Genomic DNA, 17,939 nt, shown 5'->3' with positions numbered 1-17,939 from the left:
GATGCCCGTCGTCGTTGACCCCGACCCGATGGTCGTGGAGACCCTCCTGGCATCCATGCCGGCGGGGTCCCACGGCGTCGAGTCCGTGGACCGTCTGAACGCGTGGATCAACGCGCACTCCGACGAGTACGTCGTCGTGCTGGGCCCGACCCTGACCGACGAGGAAGCCGTCGTCACGTGCGAGGTGCTGCGGACCGCCGCCCCGGCGATCAGCACCATCCTCGCTCGCGAGCACCTCACCGGTGAGCTGCTGGCGGCGGCGATGAAGTCCGGTGCGCGCGACGTCGTCCACCACACCGACACCAACGCGATCGCCCAGGCGCTCAACCGGGCCTTCGAGCTGTTCGTGGCGCTGCGCGGTCCCTCCGGCTCGATGCACATGAGCAAGGTCATCGCCGTCTTCTCGCCGAAGGGCGGGGTCGGCAAGACCACCATCTCGGTGAACCTCGCCCTCGCGCTGACCGAGAAGGGCGCCCGACGGGTGTGCCTCGTCGACCTCGACCTCGCCTTCGGCGACGTCGCGATCACGATGCAGCTGTTCCCGACGCACTCGATCGAGCAGGCGATCGGCTCCGAGGACTCCATCGACGTGGAGATGCTCGACGGGCTGCTCACCCGGCACCAGGACTCTCTCATGGTGCTGGCCGCTCCCCCGCACCCCGACACCCGCGAGCGGATCACGCCGCTGCTCGTGTCGCGGGTGATCCGCACGCTGCGCGAGACCTTCGACTACATCGTCATCGACCTCGCCCCGGCGTTCGACGAGCAGGTGCTCACCGCCCTCGACGAGACCGACGAGATCGTCCTGGTCACCACCCTCGACGTCCCGACGCTGAAGAACGTGAAGGTCGCCGTCGAGACCTTCGACGCCCTCCACATCGCCCGCGACAACCGGCACCTGGTGCTCAACCGCGCGGACGACGAGGTCGGCATCACCGCCGACAAGGTCGAGGGGATCCTCGGCATGAGCGTCGACGCCCAGATCTCCAGCTCGCTCGAGATCGCCGCCGCGACGAACGCCGGCAGCCCGGTGATCGTCAGCGACCCCGAGCACCAGCTCAGCGCGTCCATCCGGCAGCTGGCCGGCACCCTGGCCGGAGACTTCGTCAGCTCCCTCGGAGGCGCATCCGACTCCAGCACCCCGCAGAGCGAGGCGGAGGCCAAGGGCCGCCGCTCGAGGAGGCGTAAGTAGCCATGAACCTTGCCGAACGTCTCGCAGCAGCGCGCGAGTCCCGCGGTGACGTCGACCTCCAGCAGGACGAGTTCCTCCAGTCGCAGGAGACCGACCACACCATCCCCGACCCGGTCTCGCCGGTCGACTCCGCCGTCGCGGCCGCCGAGGCGGCACGTGGCGGCAAGCGTCGCGCCGACGTCCCCGCCGCGACGGGCAACGGCACCGGCGGCTCCGCCCAGCCCGGCTCGGTCCCCCGCCCGAGCGCGCCCTCGGCGCCGGAGGCGCCGATGCGCCGCGGCTTCATCAACACCGCGCAGTCGGACCGGATCGAGGAGCTGAAGAGCAGCGTCCACGTCCAGCTGCTGCAGCAGATGGGCCCGCGCCTCTACGACTCGGACATGGACCAGAACGAGCTCGACTCCGAGGTCCGCAAGGTCCTCGCCGACGTGCTCGGCTCGCAGGACCGGCCGCTCAGCAGCAGCGACCGGGCGCGGGTCACCCAGGAGATCAGCGACGACATCCTGGGCTACGGCCCGATCGAGCCGTTCCTGCGCGACCCGGACGTCTCCGAGGTCATGGTCAACGGCTACAACAGCGTCTGGCTGGAGAAGTCGGGCAAGCTGATGCCCGCCGACGCCCACTTCACCGACGAGGCGCACTTGCGCCGCACGATCGACAAGATCGTGTCCCGCATCGGCCGCCGCGTCGACGAGTCGAGCCCGATGGTCGACGCCCGACTCCCCGACGGCAGCCGTGTGAACGCCGTCGTGCCGCCGCTGGCGGTCGACGGCTCCGCGCTGACCATCCGCAAGTTCGCCACCGATCCGCTCACGGTGCAGAACCTCATCGAGTTCGGCTCGCTGAGCCCGCGCACCGCCGAGTTCCTCGACGCCTGCGTGCGCGGCCGGCTCAACATCATCGTGTCCGGCAGCACGGGCGCCGGAAAGACGACCACGCTCAACGTGCTCTCGTCGTTCATCCCCGGCGACGAGCGGATCGTCACCATCGAGGACGCCGCGGAGCTCCAGCTCAAGCAGGAGCACGTCGTGCGGCTCGAGTCGCGGCCGGCCAACATCGAGGGCAAGGGCGCGGTGACCATCCGCGACCTGGTCAAGAACAGCCTGCGCATGCGACCCGACCGCATCATCGTCGGTGAGGTCCGCGACTCCTCCGCGCTCGACATGCTCCAGGCGATGAACACCGGTCACGACGGCTCTATCTGCACGCTGCACTCGAACGGACCGCGCGACACGCTGGCCCGCATGGAGACGATGGTGCTGATGGCCGGCATGGACCTGCCGGTGCGCGCCATCCGCGAGCAGGTGGCCTCCGCGGTCGACCTGATCGTGCACCAGACCCGCTTCAAGGACGGCTCGCGGCGCATCACCCACGTGACCGAGGTCGAGAAGATGGAGGGTGACGTGATCACCCTCCAGGACATCTTCCTGTGGGACGGCACGCGCGGCTTCGACGGCGAGGGCCGCACGCTCGGCCGGCTCGCCTCGACCGGCCTGCGCCCGAAGTTCCTGGAGAAGATGGCCTACGCGAACACCACGGTCGACCCGCTCATCTTCGCCCCGGAGCGCTCATGACCACCCTGCCTCGTCTCGCCGCTCGCACCCTCGCCGCGCTGGCCGCGGTGGGCCTGGCGCTGGCGCCCAGCGCGGCGCTGGCCGCCGACGGCACGATCTCGCACGTCGAGAGCACGCCCGGCTCGGTGCAGATCCTCGTGTCGGTCCCGGCCGACGTCGAGGTCGACCTCGACGGCGTCACGGTCACCGTGGACGGCAAGAGCGCCAGCGCGACCGCGGAGCCCGCCGGCGCCGACACCACCGTCCGGCGTACCGCCGTCATGGTCATCGACACCAGCAAGTCGATGAAGGGCAACCGGTTCGACGCCGCCAAGCTCGCGGCGCAGGAGTTCATCTCGTCGGTGCCCGCCGACGTGTACGTCGGCATCGTCAGCTTCGCGGGCGAGGTCAACACCGTCCTCGAGCCGACGACCGACCGGGCGTCCGCGCAGGCGGTGCTCGACGGGCTGACCCTCACGCGCAAGACCCGGCTCTACGACGGCGTGATCCAGGCCGTCGACGTGGCCGGCACCGAGGGGCAGCGCAGCCTCCTGGTGCTCTCCGACGGCGCCGACAACAGCAAGACGCCCATCGAGGCGGCGACGAGCAAGATGGAGGACGCCGAGGTCCTCGCCGACGTGGTCGCGATCGACCAGGACGGCAAGGCGCTCGAGGCGCTCCAGAAGCTGGCCACCGCCGGTCAGGGTCAGGTGATCCCGGCCGACCCGGCCGCGCTGCAGGCGGCGTTCGCGGCCGAGGCCGACGTCCTCGCCCGCCAGGTGCTGGTCACCGCGTCACTCCCCTCGGGCTTCGACAAGACCGAGGCGACCATCGAGGTCTCGCTGCCGACGTCGGCAGGTCCGGTGAAGGCCAAGGCGTTCTCGACGGTCGAGCCGGTGCCGAGCACGCCCGAGATCGCCGCCGCCGACGGCAGCTGGACGCCGCCCGACTGGGCGCTCTACGCCGGTCCCGTGGCCCTCGGGCTCGGGCTGGTGTTCCTCGTGGCGCTGCTGATCCCGCGCAAGGAGGCGCAGCTCAGCGCGGCCGACCGGGTCACCCGCTACACCGAGATCCAGGCGGCGGGCGGCAGCCCCGACGGCGGCTCGTCGCTCATGGACACCGACATCACCTTCGCCTCGGCGAAGGAGACGGCGGCCAACGTGCTGCGCCGCAACCAGGACCTCGACGCCCGCATCAGCAACCGGCTGCAGGCTGCCGGCAGCGAGCTCAAGTCCTCCGAGTGGCTCCTCGTCCACGGCGGTCTGTTCTTCCTGTCCGGGCTCACCGGCCTCCTGCTCGGTGGGGGCAACCTCTTCATCGGGTTCCTCTTCGTGGTGCTCGGGATCTTCGGCCCGTGGATCTACCTCGGCATCCGGCGCAGCCGCCGGCGCAAGGCGTTCAACGCCGGGCTGCCCGACACGCTGCAGCTGATGTCCGGCTCCCTCGCCGCCGGTCTGTCCCTCGCGCAGTCGATCGACACCATCGTCCGCGAGGGCGCGGAGCCGATCGCCTCGGAGTTCCGCCGCGTGCTGGTCGAGACCCGCCTCGGCGTCTCGCTCGAGGACGCGCTCGAGGGCGTGGCCGAGCGGTTCGACAGCAAGGACTTCGAGTGGGTCGTCATGGCGATCAAGATCCAGCGTCAGGTCGGTGGCAACCTGGCCGAGCTCCTCGACACGGTCGCCGCGACGATGCGCGAGCGGGAGTACGTGCGCCGGCAGGTCGCCGCCCTGGCCGCGGAAGGAAAGCTCTCCGCCTGGGTGTTGGGCGGCCTTCCGCCGCTGTTCATGGTCTACCTTCTGTTGACGAACTACGACTACGTCATCGTCATGTTCCAGGAGCCCCTCGGCTGGGCGATGCTGACGGGGGCGGCGACGATCCTCGCGGTCGGGGTCTTCTGGATGAGCCGACTGGTCAAGGTGGAGGTGTGAGATGGCCATCCTCTTCGTACTCGGCGTAGGCCTCGTCTTCCTGGCGATCATCCTGGTCGGCTCGGCGCTCAGCACGAGCACCGAGAGCGGCGTGACGCGCTCGCTCGCGGTCCTGGAGGCGATGACCAACGCGCCGAAGGAGCTCAACAAGGAGCTCGACAAGTCCTTCGGCGAGCGGGTGCTCGCTCCGCTGCAGGCGCGGGCCGTGGGCGTCGGCCGCCGGATCTCCGGTGCCGACACCGCCGAGCGCATCCGCCGCAAGCTCGACCTCGCCGGCAACCCTGCCGGCTGGACCGTCGACCGCGTGCTCTCCGGCAAGGTGATCGGGGCCATCGCCGGCCTCGTCGGCGGGCTGGTGTTCCAGCTGATGCTGACCGCGCCCGCGTGGAAGATCGTCGTGGTCGTCGTCGCTCTCGTCGTCGGCTTCTTCGCGCCGAACCTCTACCTCTACCAGAAGGCGCACGAGCGCGCGGAGCGGTTGCAGCGCGACCTCCCCGACGCGATCGACCTCCTCACCATCAGCGTGGAGTCCGGCCTCGGCTTCGACGCGGCGCTCCAGCAGGTGGCTCGCAACACCGAGGGCCCGCTGGCCGAGGAGCTCTCCCGCGTCATGCGCGAGATGCAGATCGGCCAGGGCCGCGCAGACGCGCTGCGTGCCATGGGCGAGCGCACCTCGGTCGGCGACCTCCGCACCTTCGTGGGCGCCATGGTGCAGGCCGACTCGTTCGGTATCCCCGTCGCGCAGGTCCTGCGGGTACAGTCCGCAGAAATGCGGGTCAAGCGTCGTCAGCGGGCCGAGGAGAAGGCCCAGCAGGTTCCAGTGAAGATCACCATCCCGCTGATCTTCTGCATCCTTCCTACCCTGTTCATCGCGGTCATGGGACCGGCCGTGCTGAGCATCATGGACAGCTTTTCGAAATGAGGGTCCGCGACCGCCAGCACGTCAAGCTGAGTGCCGCTGCACGGGCATTCGTGCTGGTCGCGCTGCTCGGACCCGTGCTGTGGGCGCAGGACAAGCCGGCCCTCGTGGCCCTCGTGGCCATCGGTGCCGTGTGGGCCCTGAGCACCCTGGCCGACTGGCGCCAGCGCCTGCCGGTCCTGGTCGTGATCACCGTCGAGGCGGCCTGCGTCGGCGCGGTCTGCGGCTTCGCGATCGACAGCACCCTCGCGGTGCTCGGAGCCCTGGCGGTCCCGCCCTTCACCGCCGGCCTCTACCGGCTGATCCAGGGCGTCTCGCTGGCCCTCTCCGTCCAGCTCGCTGCCGTCGTCGTGGTGTCGGTCGTGTCCTTCGGCGGCCTTGACAAGAACCAGGGCTTCGGCGCGTTCAGCTGGAGCATGACCGGCCTCGGCCTCGGCCTGGTCGGCACCTTCCTCCACTCGGCGCTCAACGAGAAGCCGGACCCTCTCGCGCCGTATCACTACGCCCAGGGGCTGATCCGCCAGCTGATCGACATCTCCGGCGGGCTCGACAACGGCCTCGACCCGGTCGCGCTCGGCGGCGCGATCCTCAGCGCGGTCCGCGACGACCTGCCGACGTCCGCGCTCGTCATCAGCGTCCCCCGCGGCGACACCCTCACTCCCCTGGTGACCAAGGCGATGGGCGCCTCGGTCAACGTCAACGAGTGCGAGGACATCGCCGTCGAGGCGTGGGCCGTCGGCCTGCCCGTGCTCCACGACCACGTCTTCGCGTTCCCGCTCAACACCGAGGCCGGCACCACCGCGATCGTGGCGGGCGTGCTGTCGGCCCGAGTCGACCCGGCCCGCATCGGCGTCGAGGACCGCATCCGCAAGCTGATGCGCCGGCTCGGCCCGAGCGCCGTTCACCTCGACACCGCCCTGCTGTTCTCCGCGTTCCGCGACGCCGCGACGGCCGAGGAGCGGCGCCGGCTCTCGCGGGAGATGCACGACGGCGTCGCCCAGGACATCGCGTCCCTCGGCTACCTCGTCGACACCCTCCGCGTCGGCGTCACCTCGCCCGAGCAGGCCGAACGCGTCGACATGCTCCGCGACCGCATCTCGGCCGTGGTCGCGGAGATCCGGCGCTCGGTCGTCACGCTGCGCACCAGCGTCGGGCAGAGCGAGAGCCTCGGCACCGCCATCGGCTCGATCGCACGCAACCTCTCCGAGGTCTCCGGCGTGCCCATCCACGTCACCCTCGACGAGCACACCCAGCGCCTGCGCGGCGAGGTGGAGGCCGAGCTGTTCCGCATCGCCCAGGAGGCGATGAACAACGCCGTCCGCCACGCCCAGGCGTCCGCGATCGACGTCCACTGCGTCGTGCACGCCCCGGAGGCGGAGATCACGGTCTCCGACAACGGCCGAGGCCTCCAGACCGCGCGGTCGACGTCCCACGGCCTGCACATCATGAAGGAGCGCGCGCTCCTCATCAACGCGACCCTGGAGATCGGCGAGACGCCGTCCGGAGGCCTCTCGGTCACCGTGCGACTCCCCGGCAGCTCCTCCGAAGACTCCCACGTCATCGACACCATCCATGAAAGAGTCATTGCATGAGCACCGCGACCCCCACGACGGTCCTCCTCGTCGACGACCACGAGCTCATCCGTAGCGGACTGGCCGGCGTCTTCGACCTGGAGGAGGACATGACGATCGTCGCCCAGGCGGGCTCGGTCGTCGAGGCACTCAAGAAGTACGACGAGCTGCGGCCCGACGTCGTCGTCGCCGACCTCCAGCTCCAGGACGGCACCGGCCTCGACATCGTGCGCTCGATCCGCAAGGTCAGCAACACGACCGGCCTGGTCGTGCTCACCATGCACTCCGGCGACGACCAGATCTTCGCGGCCATGCAGGCCGGCGCCTCCGGCTTCGTCGGCAAGGACGCGCCCTCGGGAGAGGTCATCCGCGCGGCCCGCCACGCGGCCGTCTCCCCGCGCTCGTTCGTCTGCACCGGCCTCGTCGGCGCCATGATGCGCCGCAGCGCCGCCGAGTCGACGCGCCTCTCCGACCGCGAGCACGAGGTGCTGCTGCTCCTCGCCGACGGCCTCGGTGCCGCGGCGATCGGCGAGAAGCTCTACCTCAGCGAGTCGACGGCCAAGTCGCACATCGCGCGCATCTACCAGAAGCTCGGCGCCTCCAACCGCGCCCAGGCGCTCGTCACCGCGATGCGGATCGGGCTGCTCTCCAGCGTCCGTCCCGTCGACTCCTGACACCGGTCGACTCCCGGGACCGCGAGCCCCCCGTGGCGGAGCCACGGGGGCTCTGCTGTGCCACGAAGTGCCTGCTCAGCAGGGCATTTCGGGGCGAGATGGCCCCTGTGCACCACGCTGGGAACCGGCATCCGGGGACTCGTCGCATAGCCCGAACGGGCTATGCCCACGACCGCTCGGCTGGACCTCACCGATTCTGCTCCGAAGCCCAGACGCAGGTTCCAAGATTGTTCTCACCGGGGCACCCCCGCCCCGACTCGTGGGACCCACTTCTGAAGGAGAAACACCCATGCTGGACTACCTCCGCATCATGCTGAACGCTCGCGCCGCCAAGATGGACGAGCGCGGCGCCTCGGCCGTCGAGTACGGCCTCCTGATCGCCGGCATCGCGGCCCTGATCGTCGTCGTCGTCTTCGCCTTCGGTGACAACCTCCGCGCCATCTTCGAGGACACCTGCAACTCGATCTCCAGCGGCGGCTCCGGCGGCGGCTGCTGATCGCAGCTCCGAACATGGCGGGGCGTCGCGGCACACGCCGTGGCGCCCCGTCCCCATTCTCGGTCGTCTCGGTCGAACCCCCGGTTAGGTGAGCTCATGCACGAGCCCCGTCTCCCCAGCGAGCGCAGCGAGGAAGGCGAACGCAGCGAACGCGGTGCGTCGGCCGTCGAGTACGGCCTGCTGATCGCCGGTATCGCAGCGCTCATCGTCGTGGTCGTCTTCGCCTTCGGTGGCGGCGCCCGCGGTCTGTTCCACGGCAGCTGCTCGGACATCTTCGAGTCGCAGGGCGCCGGATCCTGTCCGTAGCCCGCATGCCTGCACCGACCCCTTCACCCCCCTGAGAGCCCTGGCTCCCCGGGGGGTGGGTGCATTTTCAGGCAGCTTCGCAGGTCACTCCTCGAACCGCCGGGCGAGCGCGATGCGCTGGAGCGTCGTGGGGTGGCTGCCGAACCAGAAGTGCGACCAGGCGTACGGCGTGGGGTCGGCGAGCGAGGTCAGCGCCAGGTCGCGCTGCAGCTCGACGAACGCCTCCGGGTCCCCCGTCGCCTCCAGCGCGTCGACGTCGGCCCGGGTCTCGATCTGCCGGCTGATGCCGTTCTGGACGGGACTGGCGAGCAGGGAGGCGAGCGCGACGAGCGCCAGCACCCGCGGCACGGTCCGCGGGTCGGCAGGGCCGCTCCCCCGCCGGCCCAACACCAGCCCCAGCAGCCCGACGCCCATCAGCGCGCCCGCCGCGCCGAGCAGCGAGCCGATGAGCACGTCGTCGTGCCGCGCGTGGCCGAGCTCGTGGGCGACGACGGAGAGCACCTCGCGATCGTCGACGCTCGACCCTCCGTCGAGGAGGTTGTCGTAGACGACGACGCGGCGTGAGGAGCCGTAGCCCGAGACGTAGGCGTTGAGCGTGGTCGTGCGCCGGGACGCGTCGGTGACCAGCACGTCGTCGACGTGCACGCCCTCCTCGTCGGCGAGCGCCAGGACCTGGGTGCGGAGCGGCCCGTCCGGCAGCGACTCGAAGTCGTTGAACAGCGGCTCGACCAGCAGCGGGTAGACGAACGACCCGAGCATCACCAGTCCGGCCACCAGCACGCCCGCGACCGCCGGCCAGGCGCGCGGCCAGCGACGGGCGACGCCGACGAGCACGACGATCCCGATCGACGTACCGACGACCTCGACCGCGACCCCCTTGGCGAGGTCGACGGCGTAGGCGCCCCACTCCTGGTGCGAGAGACCGTAGGCGAGCACCCGGCGCCGCAGGAGGACGGCGAAGGGCAGCGTGGCGACCCGGCCGGCCAGCGTCAGGGCCAGCACGGCGACCACGGCCCGCCACCACCACGGCCCGCGGACCCGGTCGACGAACGCCGCGCCGAGCCGGCTGAAGCCCAGCACGCACGCGACCGCCAGCGAGACCGCGAGCGACGACCAGCTCCAGATGCGCTGGAGGCCCGCGAAGTCCTCGGCGCGGTCGATCTGGTCGGTCGTGAACACCGAGCTCGCCGGCGGCGGGTGCAGCGGCCCGCCGGGGACCGGGTCCCAGGGCACCAGCAGCACCGCCAGGACGACGAACGCGAGGGCTCCGACGGCGGCCACGACGGCGGCGACCTTCCTGCCCTGCACGAGCGTCAGTCTGGCAGCCCGATGGTCAGGCGCCGGTGAGTGGCCGGTCAGGCGCCGTTCGTCGCCTGCGCGGCCAGCTCCTCGAGCCGCCGCTGCCACAGGCGGGTCAGCCCGGCCTCGGTGAGCCCGACCTGCCGGCGCAGCTCGTCATCGAGGGCCTGGCCCCGGGAGACCCGCTGGTAGAGCCGCACCAGCGCGTCCTGGCCGCCCGTGTCCGCGAGCACCAGGCAGGCGACCCAGGCACTCTCGTACGCCGCTCCGAGGTGCGTGTCGGCCTGGTCGAACTCGGGTTGGCCGGGGAGGTGGTCCGGTGCGCCCGAGGTCCGCACCTGCTGGATGATCTGGCCGGCCGTCGTCGTGATCGGCAGGTCGACCGCGTGCAGGGCGACGTAGTCCGCGAACCCCTCGAGCAGCCACAGGGGGACGCCGCTGGTGAGCGGGGCACCCGTGGCCAGGTGCGTCGCCTCGTGGGTGAGCACGACCTGGCCCCCGACCGGCTCGAGGTCGTCGTAGACGTCGGGGTTGACGAACACGTGCACCTGCGAGCCGTCGGCGACGGTGCCGTCCACCGACGCGGTGACCGCCGCGATGTTCGCGTAGGTGCCGGCACCGGCCGCCAGCGCGGCGTCGAGCGCCTGCTCCGAGCCGGGCACCTCGACGACCAGTCGTCCGTCCCAGTCCGGCAGCACGTCGCGCACGACCGGGACCGCTGCCTCGGCGCGCTGCGCCACCAGGTCCGCTTCCTCCGCCGTCGTGGCGAGCACCAGCGCGCCGGCGGAGCGGCGCACCTCGAGCGGGCCGGTCAGCCAGAGCGGAGAGCGTCGGTCGCCGCCGCCGACCGAGGTGATGGCGATGTCGTGGTCCCCGGCGCCCAGCTCGAAGCCGACCAGGACCTCCTCGTGCACGGGGTCCGCGTCGAACCCGGCGAAGCGCCACGTGAGGTCCACGGCCGCCTGCCACCGGCCGGCGGGGTCCACCGCGCCGACCTCGTCGACGTAGCGCGCGGTGAAGTCGTCGACGTGCAGCGCGTCCGCGTTCGCGGCCACGGCGACGAGGAGGTCGCGCGCCGCTGCGTCGTCCGCGGGAGCGAGCCCAGCGGCCGCCGCGCCGTCGCGCGCGTCCACGGCTCCCTCGAGCCGCTGCAGGGCACGCGCCGCCCCCGACGGGTCGGCGGTCGTGACGGTGCCCGAGGGACGCGGGGCGACGTAGGGGTCGGACCGCACCGCCAGGTAGGTCACGACCGCGACCACGAGGACCAGCGCCGTCAGGGCACCTGCGAGCAGCCACGTGCGGCGAGCGGCCACCATGCGGAGAGTGTGTCAGCCGCGCGGACGCCGCGACGCCCTGCTCGGGTCAGACCAGGCGGGTCGCGCCGACGTACGGCATCGAGAAGACGCCCGACACCCGGACGCCGGCGCCGGGGTTGGCCGCCTCGACGATCAGGCCGTTGCCGATGTACATCGCGACGTGGCTGATCGGCGAGTAGTAGAACACCAGGTCGCCGGGCTGGAGGTCGCTCGAGGCGACGTGCCGGCCGACGCCGTACTGGGCGCCCGAGGAGTGCGGGAGCCCGACGCCGGCCTGCGCCCACGCCATCATCATCAGGCCCGAGCAGTCGAACGCGTTGGGGCCGGCCGCGCCGTAGACGTAGGCCTTGCCGACCTGCGCCATCGCATAGCGGATCGCGACGGCCGCCCGGCCGGACGCGTCGACGTCGGAGGGCAGGGCCACCGAGCCGCGGCTCAGCAGCGCCTCGCGCTCCTCGGCCTTCAGCTGCTCGAGCAGGTCCTTGGCGTCGGCGAGCTTGGAGTCGATCGTCTTCTTCTCGGCGGCGAGCTGCGCCTGCTTCTTCTCGATCTCGGCCGCGCGCTGAGCGGTCGCCCTGGCGCGGATCTCGAGGGCCTTCGACTCGGTCGTGAAGGAGTCGAAGAGCTGGGCCTGCAGGTCGTTGTAGGCCGACATCGTCGAGAGCGTCGAGACGAACGAACCGGCGTCGTCGGTGTTGGCGACCACGCTGACCGCGGACAGGCTCTGGCCCTCGTAGGCGCTGACGATGGAGTCCTGGAGGTCCTCGCGCGCGGTCTCGAGCTTGTCGTCCTGGCGCTGCTGGTCGGCCTGGAGCGACTCCAGGTCACCGCGCAGGTCGGCGAGCTCGAGCTTGGCGTCGTTGAGGCGCTCCGAGGCCTGCTCGGCCTCGTGGAAGAGGGTGTCGACGCGCGTCTTCACGTCGTCGATGTCGGGCTCTGCCTGGGCCGGCTGCGCGGGCACGAGCCCGACGACACCGACGCCTGCGACGAGGGCCAGCCACGACACAGCCGCGGCCAGTCGCTTCCGTCCGTGGAACACGAGGCGGAGGTCTCCTTGGTTGTCGTACGCCTACCGGGTGAGCTGACGGGTTCGGGCACGACTTGCCCTACTCCAGCTCCCTCGCCCCGGGGTCATCGACCCTGTCGGCTCCCTCGCTGGAGACTCACCCCAGTGCTGCCCGCCCGGCACGTGGCCGACCGGACTGCGGTGGTTCCCCGGCCCCCGGCCCGCCCATGGGCGACCCGAGGCTCGACGCGGTGCTCGCGCGGACCTGGTGGACCACTTCCACGAGCACCTGGACAGGCACCGTAGTCGGTTTCACCGCAGGTCGTCCAAACCTCAATCGTTCGTGTCCAGCGGTTTTTTCAGCAATCAGGGCGTGTGCAGCCTCTCCTGTCACAGAGGTCACATCGGTCACAGGCGTCACGCGGACTCGACGACCGGGCCGGGCACCGGCTCGACCAGCCGCAGGGGCGGCACCAGGCCGCCGTCGGCCAGCACGTCGAGCGCCCGCCTCTCGTCGTCGTCGATCGTGAGCTCGGGTGGCGGCCCGAGCAGGACGGTCACCACGCAGTCGTGGCAGGCCAGCCCGCGCACCACGCAGGTGTCGCAGTCGATTCGCGTCGTCATGTGGACAACCGTGACAGCGACCACCGACAGTGCTGCTCCGCCGCGGCTCCGGGTCACTCCGCCAGGGCCCGGGCGCCGGCCACGCGGGCGCCCGTCCGGCGTACGTCGGCACCCAGGGCGCGGTCGTCGGTGACCACGACGACGACCCGGCCCTGGGGCTCGGCGGTGACGAGCTCGCGGATGACGTCGTCGGCGATCACGCCGGGCGGGCTGAAGAGCACCTTCACGCCCCGCGGCGCGGCGAGGGTCGCGCGGGTGTCGCTCGCCGCGCCGTCGAAGACGACCGTGGTCTCGGCGCCCGTGCGGGCGACCAGGGCCCCGAGGAGGCCCAGCAGGCGGGTGCGCTGCGCCTCCAGGGTCTGGGTCGGCCAGGCCGCCTTCGTGACGTTGTAGCCGTCGACGATCAGGCGCGGCCGCGGCATCGCGAGGTACTGCGCGAGCCGGGCCGGGTCCTGCACCAGCGGCGGACCGGGGGTGGTGGGCGACTCGTCGGCGTAGGTCTCCTCGACCCGCTCCCCCGGCGTGGTGGAGGTCGGCGGGAGGGCCAGCTCGCGGCGCAGGCCCGCGACCGCGTCGCCGAGCGTGTCGAGGAGCATCCGGGCGCGCACGGTGACGTCGTCGCGCTCGGTACGGGCCTGGCGGCGCTGCTCGCCGGCCGCCTCCTCCAGCTTCGCGACCTGCGCCCGGAGCTGCCGGACCTCCCGCTCGAGGCGGGTCGTGGACTCGTCCGCCCGGGTGCGGGCGGCCTCGGCCTCCTCGCGGGCGGCGCGCTCCTTGGTCCGGGTCTCCCCCAGCGTGCGGCGCAGGGTCGCCACCTCGGCCTTGAGCGCGTCGAGCGCGGCCTTGTGGCTGCGCCGCTGCTCGCGCAGGGTCCGCTCGGCCTCGTCCGCGCGTTCGCGGAGCCGCTGCTCCCGCTCCTGCTGGGCCGCGTCGTTCGGCTGGGCAGCCCGCTCCGCCACGGAACGCACGGCGTCCTCCCAGCCCTCGGAGCGCTCCAGCCAGGCCAGCGCGGCCACGTCGCCTGCCTCGTCGCTCGCCCGGACCCGGACCTGGGTCGCGACGCGCTCGCGCAGCTCGTCGTCGCGCTCGAGCTCCGACATGATCGCCGTGGCGCCCAGCCGGGCGCGGCGCGCGGGCGCGAAGCCCGCGACCTGCTTCAGGGCAGCCGGCAGCGGCGACACGTCGGCGAGGCTGGCCGCGACCAGCGACACCACGCGCGCCCGCACCGCGTCCGGCAGCTCCATGGGGCAACCGTCTCATCCGGACGGTCACGGCATCGACGACTTTGCTCACCTCATACCCCCGCGAGCTTCGGCCCCCAATCCGCGGCGACTGCTCGCTGCGCTCGCCTGCGCCTCGCTCGCTGCACTCGCTTCGGCGCGGTCGCCGCGGCTCGGAGGCCGATCGCGGGGCGCCTCGCTTCGCGAGGACAAACCGGGTCGCTGCGCTCCCACCGCCCCCATTGCGCTTCATTCACGCAATCGCGTGGTGCAGAAATCAGGTTTCCACTACGTAGACGAGGATCATCGGGCGGCGCCGGTGCACCCGGTTGACCTGGGAGCCGATGGAGCGGCGGATGATCCGGCGCAGCTCGTCGGGGTCGACGGGCTCGGTGTGCGGCGAGTTGGCGATGTCGTCGGCGACCCGCTGCCGGATGTCGTCGAGCGGGGCGTCCTCGTCGGCGAAGCCGCGGGCCGAGATCTCCGGGCCGGCCACCACGGTGCCCGAGCGCGAGTCGACGACCACGACGGCCGAGATGAAGCCCTCGTCGCCGAGGATCAGGCGGTCGCGCAGGCTCTCCTCCCCCACGTCGCCGACCCCGCCGCCGTCGACGTAGGTGAAGCCGGCCGAGACCCGGCCGACCACCGACGCCTTGCCGTCGCCGAGGTCGACCACGGCGCCGTCGCGGACGACGAGCACGCGGTCCTCGGGCACGCCGACCCGCATCGCGAGCTTGGCGTGGGCGCGCAGGTGGCGGCCCTCGCCGTGCACCGGCATGAAGTTGCGGGGGCGCAGCGCGTTGAGCACGCCCGTCAGCTCGCCGGCCGCGGCGTGGCCGCTGACGTGGATCGGCGCCTGCTGGCGGGTGACCACGTCGACCCCGTTGTAGGCCAGCCGGTCGATGAGCCGGTAGACCGCGCTCTCGTTGCCCGGGATCAGCGAGCTGGCGAAGATGACCAGGTCGCCCTCGCTCAGCGAGAAGTCCTTGTGCTGGCCCCTGGCCATCCGGCTCAGCGCCGCGGCCGGCTCGCCCTGCGAGCCGGTGCACAGCACGAGCATCGCGTCGTCGGGCAGCTTGTTGACCTCGTCGACCGAGAGCACCAGCCCCGGCGGCACCGTGAGGTAGCCAAGCTCGTCGGCGATGTGCACGTTGCGGACCATCGAGCGCCCGATGATCGCGACGTGCCGCTGCCGGTTGCGGGCGGCGTTGAGCACCTGCTGGATCCGGTGCACGTGGCTCGAGGTGCACACGACGAACACCCGGCCCGACGCCTCGCCGATGACCCGGTCGAGGACCGGGCCGATGTCCTTCTCGGTGGCGACGAAGCCGGGGACGTCGGCGTTGGTCGAGTCGCTGAGCAGGAGGTCGACACCGCGGTCGCCGAGCCGGTAGAACGCCGCCAGGTCGGTCAGGCGACCGTCGAGCGGCGTCATGTCGGCCTTGAAGTCGCCCGTGTGGAACAGCGTGCCGGCCGGCGTCGTCACCGCCACCGCGAGCGCGTCGGGGATCGAGTGGTTGACCGCGATGAACTCGCAGGTGAACGGGCCGAACCGCACGGTCTGGCCGGCCGCGACCTCGGTCTCGTCGGAGTCGAGCCGGCGCTCGGTCAGCTTGGCGTCGAGCAGCCCGAGGGTGAACCGCGAGCCGACCAGCGGCGCCCGCAGCCCGGCCTGGATCAGGTAGGGGACGCCGCCGATGTGGTCCTCGTGCCCGTGGGTGAGGATCACCGCCTCGATGTCGTCCCAGCGGTCCTGCAGGTGGGTGAAGTCGGGCAGCACCAGGTCGACGCCGGGCTGGTGCTCCTCGGGGAAGAGCACGCCGCAGTCGATGATCAGCAGCCGGCCGTCGTACTCGAGCACGGCCATGTTGCGCCCGATCTCCCCCACGCCCCCGAGCGGGATGACCCGGAGGAACCCGGCGGGGAGCGGTGGTGGCTTCTCGTCGATCGGGGGCACGCCCCGACCCTACTCAGCGTCCGCGGCACGCTGATCGCTGGCGTGTGGTCCGCCGGACTGTCGGAGCGCGCACCTAACGTGAGCCGTGTGAGCACGACGGCCCCTTCGCGCTGGGAGAGCCAGCGCAGCTTCGACGAGCTGGGCCGTCCGCTGCGTGACCTGACCTTCACCGTGGTCGACCTCGAGACCACCGGCGGTTCGGCCGAGGCGGGGTCGATGATCACCGAGATCGGTGCGGTCAAGGTGCGCGGGGGCGAGGTGCTCGGCGAGTTCCAGACCCTGGTCAACCCGTGCGCCCAGATCCCGCCGTTCATCGCGGTGCTCACCGGCATCAGCAACGCGATGGTCGCCGACGCGCCCACGATCGAGTCGGCGCTGCCGGCGTTCCTCGAGTTCGCGGCCGGCACGGTGCTGGTCGCGCACAACGCGCCGTTCGACGTCGGCTTCCTCAAGCACTTCAACCAGCAGCAGGGGCGCAGCTGGCCGGGTTTCGAGGTCGTCGACACCGCCAAGCTGGCCCGCCGGGTGATCACCCGCGACGACGCGCCCAACTGCAAGCTCTCGTCGCTGGCCCGGGTCTTCCGGTCCAGCACGACGCCCAACCACCGCGCGCTGTCCGACGCGCGCGCGACCGTCGACGTCCTCCACGGGCTGATGGAGCGGCTCGGCGGACTCGGCGTCCACACCCTCGAGGAGCTCCAGACGTTCTCGGCTCGGGTGTCGACCGCGCAGCGCCGCAAGCGCCACCTCGCCGAGGGGCTGCCGCACTCCCCCGGCGTCTACCTCTTCTGCGACGACGCACGCCGGGTCCTCTACGTCGGCACCTCGCGCGACCTCCGCACCCGCGTCCGCTCCTACTTCACCGCCTCCGAGACCCGGTCGCGGATGGGTGAGATGGTCGGGCTCGCGACCACGGTCGAGGGCATCGTGTGCGCCACCGCCCTCGAGGCCCAGGTCCGCGAGCTGCGGCTGATCGCCGAGCACAAGCCGCGCTACAACCGGCGCTCGCGCTTCCCCGAGCGGATGCACTTCGTCAAGCTCACCCGCGAGCCCTGGCCACGGCTCTCGCTGGTGAACCGTGTGCTCGACGACGACGCCGACTACCTCGGCCCGTTCTCGTCGCGCAAGGGTGCGGAGAAGTGCCTCGCCGCGCTCCACGACACCTTCCCCGTCCGACAGTGCAGCGACCGGTTCGGCAAGGTGCCCTCGCGCACCCCCTGCGTGCTCGCCGCGCTCGGCCGGTGCCTGTCGCCGTGCGACGGCAGCGTCGACGCCACGACCTACGCCGCAGTCGTGCGGCTACTGCAGGACACCCTGCTGCGCCGGCCCGACGAGGTCGTCGACGCGATCAACCGCCGCATGGAGTCGCTGGCCGCCGACGAGCGGTTCGAGGAGGCCGGCGTGCACCGCGACCGGCTGGCGGCGTTCGTGCGCGCCGCGGCCCGCACCCAGCGGCTCACCGCCCTCTCCCGCTGCCCCGAGATCGTGGCCACCCGTCGCGAGGACGACGGCCGCTGGGCCGTCCACGTCGTCCGGCACGGCCGGCTGGCCGCCGCGGGGGTGATCCCGCCCGGCGCCGACGCGCACCAGTTCGTCGCCGAGCTCCGGATGTCCGCCGAGACCGTCGGCGACGCGCCCGGGCCGGTGCCGGCCGCGACGGCGGAGGAGATGGAGAAGGTGCTGCGCTGGCTCGAGTCCGAGGGCGTGCGGCTCGTCGACGTCGAGGGCGAGTGGGCGTGCCCGGTCGCCGGCGCGAGCCGCCACCTGGAGGTCCACGACGCCGTGAGCAAGTCTCGGCGCTCGCTCGTGCCCTTCGCCGAGCGCCGCGACATCACCACGGTGCACCAGCCCGCCCGGTGAGCCGGGGTTGAGTAGGGT

15 protein-coding genes are annotated in these 17,939 nt (G+C 71.9%); 9 read left to right on the top strand and 6 right to left on the bottom strand.

Translation table 11 applies throughout. The features are described from left to right. Position 1 precedes the first annotated feature (1 nt). The 8 genes from G514_RS28905 to G514_RS24540 all read left to right on the top strand — a co-directional run bounded on the left by G514_RS28905 (position 2) and on the right by G514_RS24540 (position 8,639). The gene (locus G514_RS28905) at positions 2 to 1,192 is read left to right on the top strand and encodes a CpaE/TadZ family protein (RefSeq protein WP_051246615.1); all 1,191 of its coding nucleotides are present in this window, start codon (positions 2 to 4) and stop codon (positions 1,190 to 1,192) included. Between the two features lie 2 nt (positions 1,193 to 1,194). Further along, entirely contained in the window at positions 1,195 to 2,766 is a 1,572-nt protein-coding gene (locus G514_RS24550; protein ID WP_084151741.1) for a TadA family conjugal transfer-associated ATPase, read from the top strand. Further along, positions 2,763 to 4,673, top strand: a complete 1,911-nt coding sequence (locus tag G514_RS28900; RefSeq protein ID WP_051246613.1) for a type II secretion system F family protein — start codon at positions 2,763 to 2,765, stop codon at positions 4,671 to 4,673. Before G514_RS24550 ends, G514_RS28900 begins: the two co-directional genes overlap by 4 nt. A gap of 1 nt (position 4,674) precedes the next feature. After that, complete coding sequence (locus tag G514_RS0103090) at positions 4,675 to 5,595, top strand: type II secretion system F family protein (protein WP_028650571.1); 921 nt, start codon at positions 4,675 to 4,677, stop codon at positions 5,593 to 5,595. Beyond that, positions 5,592 to 7,184, top strand: a complete 1,593-nt coding sequence (locus tag G514_RS28895; protein ID WP_051246611.1) for a sensor histidine kinase — start codon at positions 5,592 to 5,594, stop codon at positions 7,182 to 7,184. The genes G514_RS0103090 and G514_RS28895 overlap by 4 nt, the downstream gene beginning before the upstream one ends. Next, on the top strand, positions 7,181 to 7,837 hold the full coding sequence (locus tag G514_RS0103080) for a response regulator transcription factor (RefSeq protein ID WP_028650570.1): 657 nt from the start codon (positions 7,181 to 7,183) through the stop codon (positions 7,835 to 7,837). The genes G514_RS28895 and G514_RS0103080 overlap by 4 nt, the downstream gene beginning before the upstream one ends. A gap of 289 nt (positions 7,838 to 8,126) precedes the next feature. Continuing rightward, complete coding sequence (locus tag G514_RS0103075; protein WP_028650569.1) at positions 8,127 to 8,333, top strand: Flp family type IVb pilin; 207 nt, start codon at positions 8,127 to 8,129, stop codon at positions 8,331 to 8,333. 96 nt (positions 8,334 to 8,429) lie between these two features. Then, entirely contained in the window at positions 8,430 to 8,639 is a 210-nt protein-coding gene (locus tag G514_RS24540; RefSeq protein WP_036563447.1) for a Flp family type IVb pilin, read from the top strand. 84 nt (positions 8,640 to 8,723) lie between these two features. Here G514_RS24540 and G514_RS0103065 read toward each other — a convergent pair whose 3' ends face one another. From G514_RS0103065 to G514_RS0103040, 6 genes are all read right to left on the bottom strand, one after another. Beyond that, entirely contained in the window at positions 8,724 to 9,947 is a 1,224-nt protein-coding gene (locus tag G514_RS0103065) for a M48 family metallopeptidase (RefSeq protein ID WP_245582085.1), read from the bottom strand. Positions 9,948 to 9,994: 47 nt separating this feature from the next. After that, positions 9,995 to 11,254, bottom strand: a complete 1,260-nt coding sequence (locus G514_RS28890; protein ID WP_051246608.1) for a hypothetical protein — start codon at positions 11,252 to 11,254, stop codon at positions 9,995 to 9,997. Positions 11,255 to 11,300: 46 nt separating this feature from the next. After that, entirely contained in the window at positions 11,301 to 12,293 is a 993-nt protein-coding gene (locus G514_RS0103055; protein ID WP_028650567.1) for a C40 family peptidase, read from the bottom strand. Between the two features lie 384 nt (positions 12,294 to 12,677). Further along, a complete protein-coding gene (locus tag G514_RS0103050; protein WP_051246606.1) occupies positions 12,678 to 12,884 on the bottom strand; it encodes a hypothetical protein in 207 nt (68 codons plus the stop codon). 53 nt (positions 12,885 to 12,937) lie between these two features. After that, positions 12,938 to 14,128 carry an NYN domain-containing protein gene (locus tag G514_RS24530; RefSeq protein WP_036563445.1) on the bottom strand — a complete coding sequence of 397 codons (1,191 nt, stop codon included), beginning with the start codon at positions 14,126 to 14,128 and terminating at the stop codon, positions 12,938 to 12,940. 253 nt (positions 14,129 to 14,381) lie between these two features. Further along, the gene (locus G514_RS0103040; RefSeq protein WP_028650565.1) at positions 14,382 to 16,061 is read right to left on the bottom strand and encodes a ribonuclease J; all 1,680 of its coding nucleotides are present in this window, start codon (positions 16,059 to 16,061) and stop codon (positions 14,382 to 14,384) included. A gap of 87 nt (positions 16,062 to 16,148) precedes the next feature. On the opposite strand from G514_RS0103040, the gene G514_RS0103035 reads away from it, so the two are divergent. Next, positions 16,149 to 17,921 carry a DEDD exonuclease domain-containing protein gene (locus G514_RS0103035; protein ID WP_028650564.1) on the top strand — a complete coding sequence of 591 codons (1,773 nt, stop codon included), beginning with the start codon at positions 16,149 to 16,151 and terminating at the stop codon, positions 17,919 to 17,921. Positions 17,922 to 17,939 lie beyond the last annotated feature (18 nt).

This window comes from Nocardioides halotolerans DSM 19273, assembly GCF_000422805.1.
In the GTDB taxonomy this organism is placed as follows: Bacteria; Actinomycetota; Actinomycetes; order Propionibacteriales; family Nocardioidaceae; genus Nocardioides; species Nocardioides halotolerans.
The sequence above is the reverse complement of the archived record's forward strand: the minus strand, read 5'-3'. Positions and strand labels throughout refer to the sequence as shown.